Origin of the sequence: Shewanella submarina (assembly GCF_042646185.1) — a bacterium.
Lineage (GTDB): Bacteria > Pseudomonadota > Gammaproteobacteria > Enterobacterales > Shewanellaceae > Shewanella > Shewanella corallii.
This window is the reverse complement of record NZ_JBHRTD010000006.1, coordinates 640385-659340: the sequence shown is the minus strand read 5'-3', so window position 1 is coordinate 659340 and position 18956 is coordinate 640385. Positions and strand designations below refer to the sequence as shown.

The 18956-nt window shown below is 50.1% G+C and carries 16 protein-coding genes; 8 read left to right on the top strand and 8 right to left on the bottom strand.

The features are described from left to right. Nucleotides 1-184: 184 nt before the first annotated feature. The 3 genes from tal to ACFOE0_RS05895 all read left to right on the top strand — a co-directional run bounded on the left by tal (nt 185) and on the right by ACFOE0_RS05895 (nt 3146). Nucleotides 185-1141: a transaldolase gene (gene tal / locus ACFOE0_RS05905; protein WP_248935040.1), complete on the top strand. Its 957-nt coding sequence runs from the start codon at nt 185-187 to the stop codon at nt 1139-1141. Nucleotides 1142-1157: 16 nt separating this feature from the next. Continuing rightward, a complete protein-coding gene (gene pgi / locus ACFOE0_RS05900; RefSeq protein ID WP_248935041.1) occupies nt 1158-2795 on the top strand; it encodes a glucose-6-phosphate isomerase in 1638 nt (545 codons plus the stop codon). A 168-nt stretch (nt 2796-2963) separates the two neighbouring features. Beyond that, a complete protein-coding gene (locus ACFOE0_RS05895) occupies nt 2964-3146 on the top strand; it encodes a DUF3545 family protein (RefSeq protein ID WP_115135748.1) in 183 nt (60 codons plus the stop codon). Nucleotides 3147-3203: 57 nt separating this feature from the next. On the opposite strand, the gene ACFOE0_RS05890 is transcribed toward ACFOE0_RS05895, so the two are convergent. The 3 genes from ACFOE0_RS05890 to ACFOE0_RS05880 form a co-directional block, all read right to left on the bottom strand. Beyond that, nucleotides 3204-3749 (bottom strand): hemerythrin domain-containing protein, encoded by a 546-nt coding sequence (locus ACFOE0_RS05890; RefSeq protein ID WP_248935042.1) that lies wholly within the window; start codon nt 3747-3749, stop codon nt 3204-3206. A gap of 151 nt (nt 3750-3900) precedes the next feature. Further along, nucleotides 3901-4992: a response regulator transcription factor gene (locus ACFOE0_RS05885; protein WP_248935043.1), complete on the bottom strand. Its 1092-nt coding sequence runs from the start codon at nt 4990-4992 to the stop codon at nt 3901-3903. Further along, entirely contained in the window at nt 4993-7050 is a 2058-nt protein-coding gene (locus ACFOE0_RS05880) for an ATP-binding protein (protein WP_248935044.1), read from the bottom strand. Between the two features lie 87 nt (nt 7051-7137). On the opposite strand from ACFOE0_RS05880, the gene nfo reads away from it, so the two are divergent. Then, nucleotides 7138-8040, top strand: a complete 903-nt coding sequence (nfo, locus tag ACFOE0_RS05875; protein ID WP_248935045.1) for a deoxyribonuclease IV — start codon at nt 7138-7140, stop codon at nt 8038-8040. 68 nt (nt 8041-8108) lie between these two features. Here nfo and thrC read toward each other — a convergent pair whose 3' ends face one another. Genes thrC through thrA form a run of 3 tightly spaced genes read right to left on the bottom strand, consistent with a single transcriptional unit; the run spans nt 8109 to nt 12805 of the window. Further along, entirely contained in the window at nt 8109-9395 is a 1287-nt protein-coding gene (thrC, locus tag ACFOE0_RS05870; protein ID WP_248935046.1) for a threonine synthase, read from the bottom strand. A gap of 9 nt (nt 9396-9404) precedes the next feature. Next, the gene (gene thrB / locus ACFOE0_RS05865) at nt 9405-10337 is read right to left on the bottom strand and encodes a homoserine kinase (RefSeq protein ID WP_248935047.1); all 933 of its coding nucleotides are present in this window, start codon (nt 10335-10337) and stop codon (nt 9405-9407) included. After that, nucleotides 10334-12805 (bottom strand): bifunctional aspartate kinase/homoserine dehydrogenase I, encoded by a 2472-nt coding sequence (gene thrA, locus ACFOE0_RS05860; protein ID WP_248935048.1) that lies wholly within the window; start codon nt 12803-12805, stop codon nt 10334-10336. The genes thrB and thrA overlap by 4 nt, the downstream gene beginning before the upstream one ends. A 674-nt stretch (nt 12806-13479) precedes the next feature. Between thrA and slyD the strand changes: the two genes are divergently transcribed. Next, nucleotides 13480-14052: a peptidylprolyl isomerase gene (gene slyD, locus ACFOE0_RS05855; RefSeq protein WP_248935049.1), complete on the top strand. Its 573-nt coding sequence runs from the start codon at nt 13480-13482 to the stop codon at nt 14050-14052. 47 nt (nt 14053-14099) lie between these two features. On the opposite strand, the gene trpR is transcribed toward slyD, so the two are convergent. Beyond that, nucleotides 14100-14390: a trp operon repressor gene (gene trpR / locus ACFOE0_RS05850; RefSeq protein WP_248935050.1), complete on the bottom strand. Its 291-nt coding sequence runs from the start codon at nt 14388-14390 to the stop codon at nt 14100-14102. Between the two features lie 238 nt (nt 14391-14628). On the opposite strand from trpR, the gene ACFOE0_RS05845 reads away from it, so the two are divergent. After that, a complete protein-coding gene (locus ACFOE0_RS05845) occupies nt 14629-15078 on the top strand; it encodes a c-type cytochrome (protein WP_248935051.1) in 450 nt (149 codons plus the stop codon). Nucleotides 15079-15157: 79 nt separating this feature from the next. Here ACFOE0_RS05845 and ACFOE0_RS05840 read toward each other — a convergent pair whose 3' ends face one another. Beyond that, nucleotides 15158-15823 carry a cytochrome b/b6 domain-containing protein gene (locus ACFOE0_RS05840; protein WP_248935052.1) on the bottom strand — a complete coding sequence of 222 codons (666 nt, stop codon included), beginning with the start codon at nt 15821-15823 and terminating at the stop codon, nt 15158-15160. Nucleotides 15824-16438: 615 nt separating this feature from the next. Between ACFOE0_RS05840 and hpf the strand changes: the two genes are divergently transcribed. After that, nucleotides 16439-16792: a ribosome hibernation-promoting factor, HPF/YfiA family gene (hpf, locus tag ACFOE0_RS05835; RefSeq protein ID WP_115135761.1), complete on the top strand. Its 354-nt coding sequence runs from the start codon at nt 16439-16441 to the stop codon at nt 16790-16792. A 245-nt stretch (nt 16793-17037) separates the two neighbouring features. Next, complete coding sequence (locus ACFOE0_RS05830) at nt 17038-18891, top strand: chorismate mutase (RefSeq protein ID WP_248935054.1); 1854 nt, start codon at nt 17038-17040, stop codon at nt 18889-18891. The last annotated feature ends 65 nt before the right edge of the window (nt 18892-18956 follow it).

The following is an 18956-nucleotide window of genomic DNA, read 5'->3' as shown; positions in this document are numbered from 1 at the left end:
AACACCTAATTTGAAGCGACTCCCTGCAGTAAAAGGGGCATCCAGCCGTACTTTCTCAGGTAAATGAAATTTGTGTCATTTTTGTAGTTTTTTTTCAACAACGGTTGGAAAAGAGTGCAAAATCGCTTCTAATACTGACCAGCAATTAATAGCTAAGGCTGTCACTGAGAAGGATATTTTTTCCATGGCCAATACACTCGAGCAACTGAAAGCCCTCACCACCATCGTTGCAGATACCGGCGATATCGAAGCCATCAAACGATACGCGCCACAAGACGCCACGACCAACCCATCTCTGGTACTGAAAGCCGCGCAAATCCCTGAATACGCTCCACTGATTGAAGATGCTATCGCCTTTGCAAAAAGCCAGAGCGAAGATCTGCAACAGCAGATTGAAGATGCCGGTGACAAACTGGCGGTCAATATCGGTGTTGAGATCCTGAAATATGTTCCGGGTCGCATCTCTACCGAAGTTGATGCCCGTCTGTCTTTTGATAAAGAAGGCTCAATCGCCAAGGCTCACAAACTGGTCAACCTGTACCAGGCCGCTGGCATAGATAAGTCCCGTATTCTGATTAAACTGGCGTCCACCTGGGAAGGCATCTGTGCCGCCCGTGAACTGGAAGCTCAGGGTATCAACTGTAACCTGACCCTGCTGTTCAGCTTTGCTCAGGCTCGTGCCTGTGCAGAAGCCGGTGTTTATCTGATCTCACCATTTGTTGGCCGCATTCTGGACTGGTACAAAAAAGAAACCGGTAAAGAGTACACAGCAGCTGAAGATCCAGGTGTAGTGTCTGTCACTGACATCTATAACTACTACAAGCGTCATGGCTATCAAACAGTGGTAATGGGCGCCAGCTTCCGTAACACAGGTGAGATTATCGAGCTGGCAGGTTGTGACCGCCTGACCATTGGCCCTTCTCTGCTGGAAGAGCTGGCCAACAGCGAACAAGCCATCAGCGCCAAACTGACCGCAGCAACTGAAGTTGTTGCCCCGGGCGCGTCTATGACAGAAGCCGAATTCCGCTGGGAATTGAATCAGGATGCCATGGCAGTAGAAAAACTGGCCGAAGGTATCCGCAACTTTGCCATTGATCAGGGCAAACTGGAAGAAATGCTGATCGCTCGTCTGCAAGGTTAAGCTAAAGGAGTGCATGATGACCAAACTGACGGAAAGTCAGAGCTGGCAAGCTTTATCACAACTCAGTCAGCAGGTTGCGCATATGCGCAGCCTGTTCGCCAATGACCCTCAGCGCTTTGAAACCTACTCATTCAAAGCTGCGGGTCTGATGCTGGACTACTCTAAAAACCGTATCGACGCTGAGACGCTGAAAGCACTGCTGGCCCTCGCTGAAGAAGCCGGGCTGCAGCAGAAGAAAGCTGCGATGTTCAATGGTGAAATCATTAACACCACTGAAGGTCGTGCTGTACTGCATACCGCGCTGCGCGCCGCTGCAGATGCCGATATTAAAGTTGATGGTGTCAACGTGGTTCCTGAAGTTCAGCAAACGCTGAACAAAATGGAGCAGTTTGTCGCTTTAGTGCGTGATGGTGAGTGGAAAGGCTATACGGGTAAAACCATTACTGATGTTGTCAGCATTGGTATCGGCGGCTCTTTCCTGGGTCCCAAAATAGCCTCAGAAGCCCTGCGTCCATATTGGACTGACGCTCTGAAGTGCCACTTTGTTGCCAACGTTGATGGCACAGCCATTTGTGAAAAACTGAAGAAACTGGACCATGAAACCACGCTGTTTATCATGTCCTCCAAGTCATTCGGTACACAGGAAACCCTGACCAATACCCTGACAGCCAAAGATTGGTTCCTGGCAGCTGGAGCCTCTCAGGCTGATGTAGCCAAACACTTTGTTGCGGTGACTTCCAATGTGGCCAAAGCCACTGAGTTTGGTATTGACGCCGACAACATCTTCCCTATGTGGGACTGGGTTGGTGGTCGTTACTCCCTGTGGTCAGCCATCGGCCTGCCAATTGCCGTGCTGATTGGTATGGACAATTTCAGAGCCATGCTGAGCGGCGCCAGGGAGATGGATCAGCACTTCCTGGAAGCTCCTTTGGCAACCAATATGCCGGTTATCATGGGAATGTTGTCAGTACTTTATGGCAATTTCCACGACGCTCAATCCCACGTTGTACTGACCTATGATCACTATCTGCGTGGTCTGCCAGCCTACTTCCAGCAGCTGGATATGGAAAGTAATGGTAAGCATGTCACCCTGGGTGGTGAACAGGTTGACCATTCAACCGGTCCTGTAATCTGGGGTGGCGAAGGCACCAATGGTCAACACGCCTACCACCAGCTACTGCATCAGGGTACTGCGCTTATCCCGGCTGACTTCATTATGCCGCTGCAGAGCCATAATCCTGTTGGAGAACACCATGCTCAACTGGCCTCCAACTGCTTTGGTCAAACTCAGGCATTGATGCAGGGCAGGACTTTTGAGGAATCGCTGGCAGAACTGTCCTCTTCCTCTTTGAGTCAGCAGGAACGTGAGCTTATCGCCAAGCATAAGGTGATGACAGGTAACAAGCCGAGCAACACCATCCTGATGGACAAACTCACTCCAGAGACTCTGGGTGCGCTTATCGCACTGTACGAGCACAGAACCTTTGTTCAGGGCGCTATCTGGGACATCAACTCATTTGATCAATGGGGCGTAGAACTGGGTAAAACCCTCGGCAATGATGTACTTGCCCGTCTGGGTGCAGATACAGATGCAACTGAACTCGATGCATCCAGCAATGCACTGATAAATATGTTCCGAAAAGGAAACATTTGATTTAAAGCCGGCAATCGCCGGCTTTTTTCTTATTCACCAACCAGTTGACCATCATTACCCGCCCTCAAAAAGTTAACCACAATAACATTTCTGCAACATTTGTATTGCATCCTGTCCGACGACTGTGGTATTTAGTTCCCAACAGATACAAAAAAACAGGAGGTCGCCATGGACCGTTTGGATTATGGAAGTGCACTGGATTCTGTCGTTGAAAAGCCAACTCGCTCCCGCGGCTCAAACAAGAAGCGTAAGTGGCGTGAGATTGAAGCACTGAAGGATAAGCGACGTTTGCTAAAAGAACTTCAGGATATCGACAGCAGCCTGGATTACGATATCGACGATATTCTATAAACACAAAAGCGCGCCAATTGGCGCGCTTTTTGGTTCTGCATTCGTTAGAGTTTTAGGCTACTCACCGCCCGATTCGCTTACCATAGCCCGCAGCCTGTGGCACTCTACCGAAACCTTGTCACTGAACAGCGGGTCGTGGATCAGCATTTCCTGACACAGATCTGCCACGGCTTCCCATCCCTGCTCTGAAATATGCTCCCTAAGCATAGGAAACACTATCTCCTCCTCATACTGCATATGACTTCTTTGCTGTCGGATAAATTGCTCAAGTTCGGTTTGCAGCAGCTCAGTTGTAACAGGTTGGTCGTTCAGCACTTGCTGTAAGGTTTGGTGAAGTGACTCTGTAGACTCAGTCAGTGCCTTATGTTGGCTTAGCATTCGATCTGACAATTCAGCCTGGGGAGTGTTGTCACTGTAGTAGCGATACACAATATCCTCCACCGGGTGATGACTGTGTTCGGAATATGCCAGCATGTATTCGATCACATCCATCATAATGCGAAAGTTCACAGGCTCAGCCAGCACCAATTGCTGTGATTGCTTTGCCAGTATATTCAACAACACACTGATGTTTTTGTGGTCCTGCTGTAAACGCTTAAGCATACTGCGCCTCTCTGGCTGGGTTGGTCTATAGTGACTCTCAATATACCCAGCCTGACCTGCTCCTGCGGTTGACCTCGATCAACAAAAGCGCAACATACCTGAAATGTAAAAAGGAAGGCAAAGCCTTCCTTTTATTCCGCCCAGCATTTTATTACTGCCCGGACTCAATCTCCTGAATAACTGAGTTAAGTGATTTTTGTAGCCGGACGAACGCATCTCCGGCAGAGTTGGCCTCCTTAAGATGGCGCTCCACCAGACCAGAGAAATACTCCTCCTGCTCCAGTGTCATATCCAATACATGAAAGCTGCCGCGGATGTCCGTGGTGATATTGGTCAGCGCCTTACTGAAGCGCTTATCATTTTCCATAATGGAAGTTTTCACACCGGAAAGTAGTCCCTGAATTTTATCCAGCACCATCTGCAGGGTTTGCTGGCGTTGGATATCCAGAACCCTGGCTTCCAGGCCTTCGATAATCACCGCAATCACATCCCGCAGTCGGCCATACAAGACTTCATCGTCCAGCGGCATATTCTTGATAAGGAAAGACACATGCTTATCGTTACAGATAGTCCGGCTGCCAAAGTCGTATAAACGCCCCTGTTTATCCAACAACTCAAAGATATTGGCTTCAATGGGACTGATAGCCGTATTCTCAGGCACATAGTACTTTGGCTCACCTACCCGGATCTCCAGGCAGGTTTTCAGATTGAGCTGCTCCATCACATCAAAAAAGGCTTTGGCCAGATCATCGAAATTGTCACACAGAAAACACTGACGAAAGAACTGCATCACGCTGCCGTACTGGGAAGACTCTGTCATGGACTGGAAAGCCATGTCTCTGGACATGCTTTCCGACTGCTTAAGCATCTTCTTTTTGGCCTGATAGCTCGCCACAGCAGCGGTTTTGGCAATCAGCTCTTTCAGTTCAAAGGGCTTGGCAATAAAGTCCACGCCACCGGCATCATAGGCTCTGAGACGCTCATCCAGAGTGTTCATGCCTGAGACAAACAAAACAGAACTGTCTGTCCCATTCTCCACCAGCTCTTTACACAGGGTGATACCATCCTTATCCGGAAGGTTAATATCCATTAAAATCACTTCCGGATGACCATCATGGATAGCCGCTTCGTAATCTCCGGCGTTGTAAAAGACTCTTAACTCATAGTCATCTTCCAGCACCTCTGCAATCAGCTGGCAATAATCCCTGTCATCATCCACGACCCATACTGTCTGCATGCTCATTTACTCACCCTCTCTCTCGACAAAACTGATCCCTGCCTGCTTTAACGCATTGGAGAAGCTCTCCAAATCAAATGGCTTGTTGAGTACCTGATAGGGCATCTCTTCCTTTTTGGTCACCCCGATATCATGGATAAATCCGGATATCAGCAGCACTTTCAGATCAGGCGTATTGTTATGAAGTGCCTGAGCTAGCTCGTACCCGTTCATTCCGCCCGGCATCAACACATCGGTAATCAAAATATCTATTTCACCGGCATCACTGCCATAGCGGGACTTCACCTGCAGGGGGTCGCTGAAGCTCTCAACTTCAATGCCCAGCATGCCGCAATAGTCTGACAGCACCTGTAACAGCTCAACCTCATCGTCAACCACCAGAGCTTTGAGCTTTCCTTCAACCTGCAAAGTCCTGGGCGACTGCTGTCTTGGCTCTGTCTGGGACTTATTGACCTGCTCAACATCTGAAGCCGGGAACCACAATCTGAATTCGGTGCCATCCGGACCGGTATCCACTACGTTCATATAGCCCTTGGAACGTTTAACAAACCCATAGGTCATCGCCAATCCAAGGCCTGTGCCTTTACTCTTATCTTTAGTCGTAAAAAAGGGATCATAGATTTTCTCCAGGATCTCCGGGGGAATACCGGTACCCGTATCACGTACCGAAATCCAGACATAACGGCCGGGTTTTATATTGGTGCTTCCTCCCGGACCTTGAATCACGCCTTCAATATCTTCTTCACCCGTGCGAATAATCAGTTCACCTTCGCCGCCCATGGCGTCCCGGGCATTGATGGCCAGATTCAATAGCGCATCCTCAAGGTCCCCTTTATCGACCCAGATATCTGAGGACACATTTGACGCCAGTTCGATACTGATACTGACACTGGAGGTGAGAGATTTGGAAAACAGATCCTCAAGGCCTGAAACAATCTCGTTGACGCTGAGGTTACAGGCGTTGAACTGTTCCTGTCGGGAGAACTGCAACAGCCTTCGGGTAAGGTCGGTTCCACGTTGGCAGGCCTTAAACGCGGTGTTGAGATACTTCTCGAGTTTCTCATCCCGGTTTTTCAGCTCCATCAATTCGATATTGCCCTTCATTACCCCAAGGATGTTATTGAAATCATGGGCAATACCACCCACCAACTCACCAATCGCCTGCATTTTTTGGGTTCTGGCCATCGCCAGTTGCATTTTCTTCTGCTCAGTCCTGTCCCTGCCCACCAGAGCAAATAAGCCCGATTGGCCATCATTACCCAGCTGTACCAGGTGAATTAAAAGCAATGCTTTTTCGCCATCGGCCCTTTCTATCCACAGCTCGCCGTCAAACTCCTCCTGAGTCTTAAGGGCCTCCATTAAAGAGTCGCAGCTTTCATCGTCAGCTTTGGATGAGTCGAAAATCTTTACAGCGGGATGACCGATAAGCTGAGACCTTGGGTACAAACTGATTGAGGTGGCAGCTGCATTGGCATAGATGACGGTAGACTCCCCATTTTCAGCAAGATTCAACACCAGAATCATATCTTCGCTGTTACTGACCACTGAACGGAAAATCTCGGCGTCATAGCCACATAAATTATGCTGACCACTTTGCTCACGCCAGTTACGGGTCTGAGGAGCAAGCATACCCATTAACGACTGTGACAAAGATTGCTGATGATCCATCAGGAACTCCAGCCACTCGGTTTGGGGCTCACGGAAAAAAATCAATGTATTGGTGCTGGGCAAAGGCCAAACAACAAAAGACCGCCACCTGTGAACAACCGCTTCCTGCTCCGCAAAGGGCCAGTCTCGGACCTCTTTCCACAGCGACAAAAAACGTACTGTGTCATGACACCAGCATGCAGCATGTTCCGGCATCTCTGGCTCAGAGATTGAGTTCACATCCACCAGCAGCACTGAGCTTGACTGACTTAATTCAGCAAATTCCTGACAGACAGGGAACAAGACATCATCCCCCAGAATAAATCTTGCCTGGAGTTTTCCGATTTCAGCCAGTACCTGCGCAAACAGCGCTGAGTCAGAGGTTTGAGTTGAGGATTGAATCGCGTTAGAGTCCATTCTGCTTTTCCATCTGAATCCATTAGGATAAGCATAGTTGAAGTCTCACATGCCGCGACTACATCCTCATAAAAAGTAAGCTTTTACATGAAAAACAAACCTACGAATGACACTTCAGGCTCCACAGAAAGCTCATATCTGTATGTGGGAGCCCACGTCAGCATGGCTGGAGGACTGCATAATGCCGTCACCAATGCCGTTGATATTGGCGCCTCCGCATTTGCTTTGTTCACCCGTAATCAGCGTCGATGGCAACATGCCCCCCTGAGCAATGAAGAGATTAGAGAGTTCAGGGATTCATGCGAAACCTATGGCTTTCATTCCGCTCAAATACTGCCCCACGACAGCTACCTGATTAATTTAGGGCACCCTGACCCAGAAGGCCTGGCTCGCTCCCGCAGCGCTTTCATTGAAGAAATGGAGCGCTGTCAGCAATTGGGCCTGACCATGGTGAACTTTCATCCCGGCAGCCATCTGAAGAAAATCTCAGTGTCTGAGTGCCTGACGCGTATCGCCGAGTCCATCAACCTGGCACTGGATCAAGCTCAGAACGTCTGCGCCGTGATAGAAAACACAGCAGGCCAGGGTTCCAATCTGGGCTACAGCTTTGAGCAGTTGGCAGAGATTATCGACAAAGTGGAAGATAAATCCCGGGTCGGAGTTTGCCTTGATACCTGTCATATGTTCGCCGCAGGCTATGATCTGAGGACCAAAGAAGCGGCCAAATATAGCTTTGACGAGTTCGACCGTGTGGTCGGCATGCAGTACCTCAAAGGTATGCATCTGAATGACAGCAAGAACCCCCTGGGCAGCCGGGTAGACAGACATGACTCATTGGGTCAGGGCGAAATTGGCTCTGCTTGTTTTGAGTATATTGCTGCTCAGCCCTGGAGCCGGGGTATACCCTTGATTCTCGAGACCATCAGGCCCGAGCTTTGGTCAGCTGAAATCAATCAGATGCGCTACTGGGCAAAACAGCAAGCAGGTTAACCGCCGGATAAAACAAAAGGCGTGCTCCCTGCACGCCTTTCTTACGTTACAAATACCTCGGTCTTCTATTAAGCAAGTCTGGCAAACAGATACTCTTTAAGCACAGTAAACTCCGGCAACAAGGTCACCGACAATATGGGCTTACCGGCAACATCTGCCAGCGCCTCTGGCAGGGGTAAATCCAGCTCAAGCTCTCTATCCACCACATCCTTGAACTTGGCAGGATGAGCAGTGCCAAGGAACAGCCCCTTTTCCCCTTCACCCAGCGCGCGAGATAAAGCCTCCGCTGCAATGGCACCATGGGGCTCACTCTGATAACCGGCTTTATATAATTGTGCCAAAGCCGCGCTGGTTTCCGCTTCCGACAGGGCCACACCACTGAGCACATCATCGCCCCACCCTTTTTGCTTGCACAAAGTCTCTACTCTGGGCCAGTTACTTGGGTCAGACACATCCATGGCGTTGGACATGGTGGCCTGAGTCGGATTCACCTGCCACTGACCATCCGCCAGATATCTGGGCACAGTATCATTACTGTTGGTTGCAGCCACAAAACGTGCCACGGGCAAACCCATCGCTTTGGCCAACAGGCCTGCGGTTAAATTACCGAAGTTACCACTGGGCACAGATATCACAGGTGCCTTGCCTGGGGTGGCCTGTCTGAACTGAGCCACAGCTTCAAAGTAATAACAAACCTGCGCCAGCAAGCGACTGATATTGATGGAGTTGGCTGAATTCAAACGCAAACCGTTACGCACGTCAGCATCCTCAAAGGCCTGCTTCACCAGATCCTGACAGGCATCAAAATCACTGGTGACCGCTACAGTGTGAATATTGCCGCCAAGTGTGGAGAACATCTTCTCCTGCAGCACGCTGATTTTGCCCTTGGGGTAGAGCACCACCACCCGGACCTTATCCAGGCCATAGAAAGCATCGGCTACGGCTGCACCGGTATCACCTGAGGTGGCAGTCAAAATGGTCAGTGGAGCGTCACCGGCAAGATGATTAACGCACTGCGCCATAAAGCGGGCACCAAAGTCCTTAAATGCCAGCGTCGGCCCATGGAACAGCTCCAGGCACCAGCGTTTGTCATCAACTTTGGCAAGGGGCAGCTCAAAATTGAAAGCGTTGGCAACCAAAGCGTCACTCACTTCGCGCTCTATCTCTCCTTGCAGCCAAAGATGAATAATCTCCTGACTGCGCTCGACAAAAGGCTTTGCAAGCAACGCATCAATATCATCGATCTGTGGCACCTCAGCCGGAAAAAACAGGCCTCTGTCTTTGCCCAGCCCCAGCTGCACAGCCTCTGAGAAACTTACCTTCTGCGACGGATGTTTTAAGTTATAAAGTTCCATTGTTATTCCTTACACCCGTCGGGTGCCCTGCTGATCCAACTGACACACATGGACGAATCCGTCCGCTTCACACACATAATGTTCTGCAAGCCAGGCTGCGGCCCGCTCGGCAAGCTTTTTATCCCGGGTTACAGAGAACAAGGTTGGGCCACTGCCAGAGATACCGGTGACATCCATACCCAGTTCATTCAATCCGGCACGGGCCACTTCAAAGCCCGGAATCGCCGGCGCCCGATAGGGCTCGGCCAGCACATCTTTAAGTACCGACAACGCCAGTTGCGCATCCTGTTTGTAGCTGGCATGAACGAAGGTCGCCAGATTACGGCCGAAGTCGATACAAGTGCGCTTATCATATTGCTGCGGCATCAATTGACGCATTCTGGCGGTGGATAAGGACACCCCGGAGTATGCAACCACCCAATACCAGTCATCAAAAGCCGGGATAGACTCACTGATACGGCCGTGCTGCTCCAGCATCAATTGCATCCCGCCCAGATAACAGGGCGCAACATTGTCATAGTGAACCGCTCCACTGATTTTGCCTTCGAATTCCCCCATGAGCTCCAGCAGCGCCTGGGGCTCACAGGGCAGTCCAAAGCACTCATTCATCGCCGCAAATGCCGCAACCACTGAGCTGGCACTTGAACCCAGACCACTGCCCACAGGCAGATTCTTCTCCAGTACCAGGGAAACGCCAGACTTGATCCCCTGAGCTTTCAGGAAAAACTCCGCGCATTGGTAAACAATATTTTGCTTAGGGTCTGATGGCAGTTTGTCGGCCCACTTGCCGCTCACGGATAACTCCACACCTGACTCTTTGTGGTCAACACTAACCCTGTCTCCCAACAGGCTGCCATCAACCGGTGCCAGCGCAGCCCCCAGAAGGTCAAAACCTACGCTGACATTGCCCATGGATGCGGGCGCATAAACAGTTAAACTCATTGGCCCACCTCACGGTTCCAGTTCAGGGTTCTCAGCACATCAGCAAAGGCGCCGGCTGCAGTCACTTCTGTACCTGCTCCATAGCCCCTGAGCACAAATGGAATAGGCTGGTAGTAACGGCTGTAAAACGCCAGTGCATTTTCACCACCTTTAACACTGTAGAGAGGGTCATCTTTATCTACAGCAGCGATGACCACCCGACCACCCTGCTCATCAATCTGGCCAACATATCTAAGCACCTTACCCTGCTCTGCGGCCGCTTTGACCTGAGCGGCCATCCAGGCATCGGCCTTTGGCAGGTTTTCCATAAAGGTGTCGACGTCACCGCTGGCATCAAACTCAGGTGGCAGCGCGGATTGCACCTCTATATCATCCAGCTCCAACTGCATACCGGCTTCCCTCGCCAAAATGAGCACCTTACGGGCCACATCCATACCACTGAGGTCATCCCTTGGATCCGGCTCAGTAAAGCACTTGTCCCGGGCAATACCCGTTGCCTCAGACAAAGACATCCCCTCATCCAGCATGCCAAAGATATAAGACAAAGAGCCGGACAAAATGCCATTGAAGTTCTTAAGCCTGTCTCCCGACATCAACAGCTTTTTCAGATTGTCGATTACCGGCAGACCTGCACCTACGGTGGTCTCATACAGGAACTGGCGACGATACTTAAGCGCAGCCTGACGCAGCTGTTGGTAATAGGCAAAGTCGCGAGTATTTGCTTTCTTGTTGGGGGTAACCACATGCAATCCGGCTTTCAGCAGATCCAGGTAGCGACCTGCGACCTCTTCGCTGGAGGTACAATCCACCAGCACAGGATTCAAGAGTTGTTGCTCCCGGGCAAAGGACACCATGGCATCCAGATTGGCCGCCAGAGCACTTTGCTCAAGTTGGTCACGCCAGCAAGCCAAATCGACACCATCAGCGCTGAGTAACATCTGCCGGGAGTTCAGCACGCCGCATACCCTGACACTGATATGCTCATCACGCAGTGCTGCTTGCTGCTGGCGGATCTGCTCAAGCAAGCCGGCCCCCACATTGCCACACCCCACCAGAAATACATCCAGATAATGCTGCACATCGAAAAACTTCTGATGACAGGCGCGAATAGCGTTGGGCACTTTGCGCTGCAATACCACAGCAGAAATAGAACGTTCTGAGGAGCCCTGAGCCAGCGCGATAATATTGACCCCGGCCTGAGCCAGCGCCTGAAAGAAACCGGCAGCGACACCTTTGTGGGTACGCATACCATCACCGATAAGAGAAACAATGGACAACTGATGTTGCTGTTCAATCGGCTCGAGCAATTCCGACTTCAGCTCAAGTTCAAACTCCAACTCCAATGATGCCTTCACTCTGGCAGCATCCGAGGTGGCGACGCAGAAGCTGATACTGTATTCAGAAGAACTTTGAGTAATCAGAGATACCGACACACCAATACGGGCAATGGCTTCCAGCACCCGGCTGGCCATACCGACCATACCTTTCATCCCGGGCCCGGACACATCAAACATGGTTTGGTTATCCAGGTTGGAAATCGCTTTTACCTGCAGACCAGTCTGATCCGGTTCGTTGGATACCAGAGTTCCTGGGGCAGCCGGATTCATGGTGTTTTTGATATAACAGGGAATATGGTACTGGGCTATTGGGGAGATGGTTTTTGGGTGCAGTACCTTGGCACCAAAATAGGACAGCTCCATCGCTTCCTGATAGCTCAGTTGGGACAGCAACTTGGCATCGGCTACCAACCTGGGGTCGGTATTGTAAACACCATCCACATCGGTCCAAATCTCACAGGCGCTGGCATCCAGGCAGGCAGCCAATACAGCGGCAGAGTAATCAGAACCATTTCGCCCCAAACAGACGGGGTTACCCTGACCATCACCAGCGGTAAAACCTGGCATTACCGACACCCGATTGGCCGACAAATCCAGAGCAGCAAAATTCGGCTTACTGGCATCAATATCGACCATAGCCTCTTTAACACCACCCACGCCCAGCAGCATTTCGGCTGGCTGGATAAGACAACCATCCAGATCTTTGTGCTTCATCAGTTCGATCATCAGGGCCGCAGACATAGCTTCACCGGCGGTAACGACCTGAGCATAAACAGGGTCAGGACAAGAGCGAAGCAGGCTGATGCCGGACAGTAGATTACGCCAGCGAGCGATCTGTGCCGCCAAAACCTGTTGCAGAGACTCGAATTGAGCCAGACTCAGCTCTTTATCCTGCAGTGCTGAGGCAAACAACCCGTTAAACAGCGACTCGACCCGACCCAGCAATACACTGTATTCCTGACCGTTCCGGGCAAGTTCCACCAACTCCAGCAGTGAGTTGGTCACTGTGGCAGGCGCCGACAGAACCAGCGCAACACCCTGCTGCTGAGTCTGCTCTGCTGCCAACTGAGCAACAGCTCGGAACCTTTCCCAATTGGCCAGAGAGGTGCCCCCAAATTTCATGACTTTCATCTTTATCTCCCTATTCCCGCTCTGTCCAAAGAAGAAAACAAAAAAGCCCGCTCCTTTGGTGGGAGCGGGCTTTTATTGAATCTGTTATTTTCAGGGTGTAATCAGCCCGCCCCCACTATGGTGATAGTGGTGGTTGTAATGGTGGTAATTACAACGTGGCGATGATTAAGCATGACTAAAAGTGTTTACCCTGCGGTTAATGTATAAACAGCATTGCTTGAAACGACGGTGACTGTCAAGCCCCTGTTTCCAATAAAAACAGACTAATTTATAACTTCATTCATTCTGTTTGACCCGACCGGCATTTTCATAAGTTTTAACAGCCCTCAAATAACGATTTTCATTAGGTTTTCAGCTTACGTCAACGTAATGATACAACATTACACACCAATAAAATCCTATATATATCTTACCCTTAAAACTCACCCCTCTATCTTGAATTGCAATTATTACGCTGAATCACACTTGGACGCAATTTGAGGTGAAGCACGCTTTTACTCATATTCCGAGGCTTATCACTGCGCTCACATACCCGCCGTCGCCTGGTCTTTGTGCGTGCTGCAGCACACGGCTGACGGACAAACCTGTGCTTTGAATAACAGAAGTATGGGGTTTCCATCGCCAACCGGGAAAAACCAGAGTATGATGCCGCCCAAAGTCAGATTGGAGGCATTATGAAAATCTCTCAACATACAGTTCCAAGCATTCACTATCGTCTGAGCAACCAGCAGGGCGAAGTGTTGGAAAGTTCTTTTGATATGCAGCCTATGGTTTACCTGCACGGTGCCAACAACCTGATCCCGGGTCTGGAAAAAGCACTGGAAGGCAAGGCTACAGGCGACATCGTTGACGTGACTGTTGACGCTGAAGACGCATACGGTCCTTACCATGATGGCCTGCGTCAGGAAGTTCCCCTGAGCGCTTTTGGTGATATCGAAGATATTGTCCCAGGTATGCGCTTTATCGCTGAGACCGAAATGGGTCAGCGTCCGGTCCAGGTGACTGAAGTTAAAGATGATACTGTCGTGGTAGACGGTAACCACCCTCTGGCAGGCCAGGCACTGGTATTCCACGTTGAAGTGATGGATATCCGTGAAGCCACAGAAGAAGAGATCGCTCACGGTCACATCCACGCCCATGGCGGTTGTGGCAGTAAAGGCGGTTGCTGTGGCGGCGAAGGTGAAGAAGGCTGCTGCTCTGAGGAGCAAGGTGGCGGTTGCGGCAGCGGCGGTTGTGGCTGTCACTAATCCAGCCTGATGCTGAATGAAAAAACGCGCCCAAGGGCGCGTTATTGCTATCTATTCTCTGTATCCATTATCAAGTCACGTATCTCCTGCCGACGTTCAGGAGGCATCTGCTTCAGATAATTGGAGCAACGAGTGATAGTGGCGATACTGATCTCATATTCCGCGGCTATCTGGCGCTGGCTTAAATCGCCCTGAAGCAGTAACTGAAAAACCTTGAGGCGGCTGGCGACGGCACTACGCTCCTCTTCGGTCAGCAACAGATGAAATAAACTCTCCAGCTCAGCGTAATTGCTGTGGCTCAGTATTTTCTCAAGGACCAGATCCCAACTTGCTCGCATTAATCTCTCACCGTCTCAGGTAACACCCTGACAGTGTATCGATTTCCCCCGCCATCGCCAATCCGCATCATAAGTGTTTGGCCAAACTCACATCAATCCCGGGGCAATGGCAACATCAGACCGTCTCCTTTAACGGCCAGAATACAATTTCTGACAAAAATCTCTGTTGAACATCAAGTTGCAACAGGTAAGATTGTCTGCGCAAATCACAAATAAACCCAACAATGTGAGAACAACAATGAAAAAGATCATGCTTTCTGTGCTGGTCGCAGCAACTTTCAGCTCTGCCGCCTTTGCCGACAATTTTAAAAAGCCCGAGGACGCCATTGAATATCGCCAGGACGTATTCGGTGCAATTGTTCATAACTTTGGTGACATGGGTGCCATGATGAAGGGCAAGAAGCCTTTCGATGCCAAAGTCTTCGAAAAGCGCGCTCAAAATGTTGCAGCTCTGTCTAAAATGCCAGGCGAAGGCTTTGTTGCCGGCAGTGATAAAGGTGATACAGAAGCCAAATCCGATATCTGGAGCGATAAGGCCGATTTTGATGCCAAGATGGAAAAGTTTCAGGTAGATGCTGCAAAGCTGGCCCAAGTGGCAGCAACCGGCGATAAGAAAGCGATCAAAAAAGCCTTTGGCGCCACAGCCAAAAACTGTAAGGCTTGCCACGACAGCTACAAGAAAGACTGATCCCTTTCGCTTACCATAAAAAAACGCCGGTTCTGTGACCGGCGTTTTTGTTCAATCTTATCCGTACCACAGATAGGGATTAGTACATATTGCTGTATACAGGCCAGATCAGAAAGTAACCCATTAGCGCGCCGATAACCGCCAGAATCACTAATGCCTGCCATAATGGGGCAAATTGCAGGTTACGCTCTGCAATCCCCTGTCGACGGCCGGTAAACATAGCGCCCAGCAAGGCATCGCCTTTAAACATATGTACCAACACCGCCAGTAAATGAAGCCCCACCAGCACCAGAATAAAATCAAAGTTCTTCTTGTGAACCCAGGTCATCCAGTCCGCGGTGTCTGAGCTGACATAGGCGTACAAAGGTCCTTCAGTAAAGACATCATCTGTGGCGAACAGCCCCGTAGTGAATTGCACCGCAATGGCCAGCAACATGACTACCACCATATAGCCACCCAAAGGATTATGACCGCTGTGAGGTGTCACCCCACGGGTTTTGAGTGAAGAGGCGTAACCGATTACTGTGCGTGGACCATGAACAAAGTCTCTGAACCTGCTGGTGTCACTGCCCATAAATCCCCAGATAATCCTGAAAAGCAGCAACGCGCCCAGACTGTAAGCCAGCACCATATGCCACTCCATCTCGCCTGCGTCAGCCGTCCACCAAAGTCCGCCAATAAGTGCCACCAACGCCCAGTGAAACAATCTGGTGGGGAAGTCCCACACTTTCACACTTGCGCTCATCGTTATTCCCTTAAAATAAAAATGTGATCTCTAGGGTCTGTTGACCTTTCATGGTTGAATTTTGCTCGAGATAGACGCGCTTTAATCGCGACGCAAGGTGTGCCGCCTAGTGGGCCTAAGCAAATACCTTGCAACAAAGAGTAAAGCGCGTATAGCCGAGCCCTTCGGACAGCGTTTGTCGTCGCTTTCTACTGCATTAACGCTCATTTATGTAGAACAACTACACATCAATCGCGTTGCTTTGTATAAAACAACGACAAAAAGCTGCAAAAACCATCTTCAAAGATCAGCAGACCCTAGTAAGCATTCTACTCAAGACAAAGCAGAAACTTAATCGGATTTACTTGAATTGACACTGGGAAATTGAAATAAGAGGGAGTAAAAAAACAGCAATGCGGAGGAGATATCAGCGGGGTGCAATAGACTTATCCATTCGAATATGACCTGCAAAACAGAGGATTACAAGCAGAATCGGGACAATTTAAGCGATTTCTGTTCAAGTGCCGAAATCTTCCTCAAACAACTCACCAGAGGTGCAAAAACGTGATTTAGCGCACGACTTTCACCGGGGATATTGCTAGTCTGAATTCAGGGAAACAACAGAAGGTTCTATATATGTTAAAAATTACCAGCAAGCACCTTGAAGTCACTGCTCCCATCCGCGAACGCGTTGAAAGTCGTCTGGCGAAATTGGAGCGCTATGACATTCAACTGATTAATCCCCACGTCATTATCAGTGAAGAAAAACCCCTGTTTAAAATCGAGGCCACGGTAAAAGTACCACAGGGAGAGTTGTTCGCCCAAGCTAAACACGAAAACCTGTACAATGCCATCAACGCCATGGGCCAAAAACTGCAAAAGCAGCTGAATCGACTTGCCCACAAAGATGAGGCAAAACGTCATACCGGTAAACTGCCAGCTGAGGATATTGAAGAGGAAGAAGCTGAATACGACGAATATGTCGCCTGATATCCGGTAAAACAATTAAGCACGCCATAGTGGCGTGCTTTTTTGATCCTGTAAATCAAGGAATTTTTGATTGACACTCAAGCCGGTGATGCTTACCTTCATAAACTATGAACAGCATGTCACAACACTTTTTTATTTTCTTTTTTGCACCACCAACTCCGGAGGCGGCTTAAAGGTGTCAAAAAGAAAATAAAAAGTCAGCCTCCCACATGGGGGGCTTTTTTATATGATTTTCAGAGGTAACCATGGACAAACCACCTGCTCTCACGGAGATACGTAAGGCGATCAGCGCTATTGATAAAGATATGCTGGCTCTGCTTGCCCAGCGCAAGCATCTGGCATTGGACGTGGCTCGCAGCAAAGAGGTCGATATTCGTCCTATTCGAGATACCCAAAGAGAAAAAGAGCTGCTGGCGAGACTGGTAAAGCAGGGACGTGAGCAGGGGCTGGATGCTCACTTTGTGCTGACCCTGTACCAAACCATTATCGAAGACTCAGTACTAAGTCAGCAGGCATTTTTGCAGGGGCGGGCCAATCCTGACGTCACCAAACAGCAGTACTGTGTCGCCTACCTGGGCGCCCGCGGTTCCTATTCACACCTTGCAGCCACCCGCTACTGCCAACGACGCTCGTTTGAGATGCTGGATCTGGGTTGCCAAAGCTTTGATGAGATTATCAATGCCGTTGAATCCGGCCATGCCGATTATGGGTTTCTACCCATAGAGAACACCTCATCCGGCTCCATCAATGAGGTCTATGACCTGCTGCAGCACACCAGCCTGGCCATTGTTGGTGAAACGACTATTGAAGTTGGTCATTGCTTGCTGGCAAAACCGGGAACAAAACTGGAACAGGTCACTACACTATTTGCTCATCCACAGCCAATCAGTCAGTGCAGCCGTTATCTGAGTCAGCACAAGGATTTCAAACTTGAATACTGCGCCTCCAGTGCCGATGCCATGGACAGAATCATGCACAGTGATCGTACTGATATCGCTGCAATTGGCAGTGCTCAGGGCGGCGAGTTCTATGGACTGGAAGTGTTGCAAAACAACCTGGCTAACCAAAAGGTTAATCAAAGCCGTTTTATTGTGGTGGCCCGCAAAGCGATTGCCGTACCTGAGCAACTGCCAGCGAAAACCACTCTGATTATGGCGACAGGTCATAAGCCTGGCGCTTTGGTCGATGCACTGCTGGTACTGAAACAGCATAAATTGAACATGAGTAAGCTGGAATCCCGTCCTATTGCCGGTACGCCCTGGGAAGAGATGTTTTATCTGGATATTGAGGCCAATCTCAGGATCCCGGCGATGGAGTCCACCCTCAAAGAGTTGGCTGAACTCACCCGCTTTATCAAGGTGCTGGGTTGCTACCCCTGCGAAACCGTTGAGCCTACGCAGCTCAGTCAAAAGCAGTTGATGATAGAACCTGACACCTCCAAAACCGAACAACACCTGGCTGAGCAGGCGGTTGATATCAAGGTTCGACAATTCGCCCTTGGTCAGGGGCACCTGGGCATGCTCGCCAGTCTGGATGTAGATCAAGCACTGATGAACCCGGGCAATCTGGCCAAGTCTCTCAAGGAGCAGGGCTTCCAGGGGCTGGTAATCACTCAGACGGGACAGCAGGCACTGGAAGAGGTGATCACAGCTCTGGACAGCTTCGATTTGTGCAGTGTAGTGGAAGTCACCCACCCGGGATTACTGACCTCAGTCGCTCATGCCGACATCCTCTACATCGGCAGCGATAACATGTATAACACAGCCTTGTTGGAACAAGTCGGTACGCTGCCCGTCCCAGTCATTCTGGAAAGGCACCCGGATGCCGAAACTGAAGCTCTACAACAGGCCGTCAGTGCGCTGCAGCAGAGCGGTAATCGTCAGGTAATCCTGGCGGAGTCCGGGTTTGAGACTCGCAGCGGCAAGCGTGTATTGGACATAGGCTATTGCGAGGATTTACAGCAGGAGCTCAAATTACCATTGCTGATCAATACTTCAAATCAGGTGACAAACGCCGCTTCCAAGGCCTGTGACGGCCTGATATTAGCGATAACGCCGGGCGAGGATTACCGCAGCCAACTCGCAGCCTGGTACTGCTGATTGTCGCACCTTCCCTGACACCAAAAAAGGGACCATCTGGTCCCTTTTTCATTGTTATACGCGCT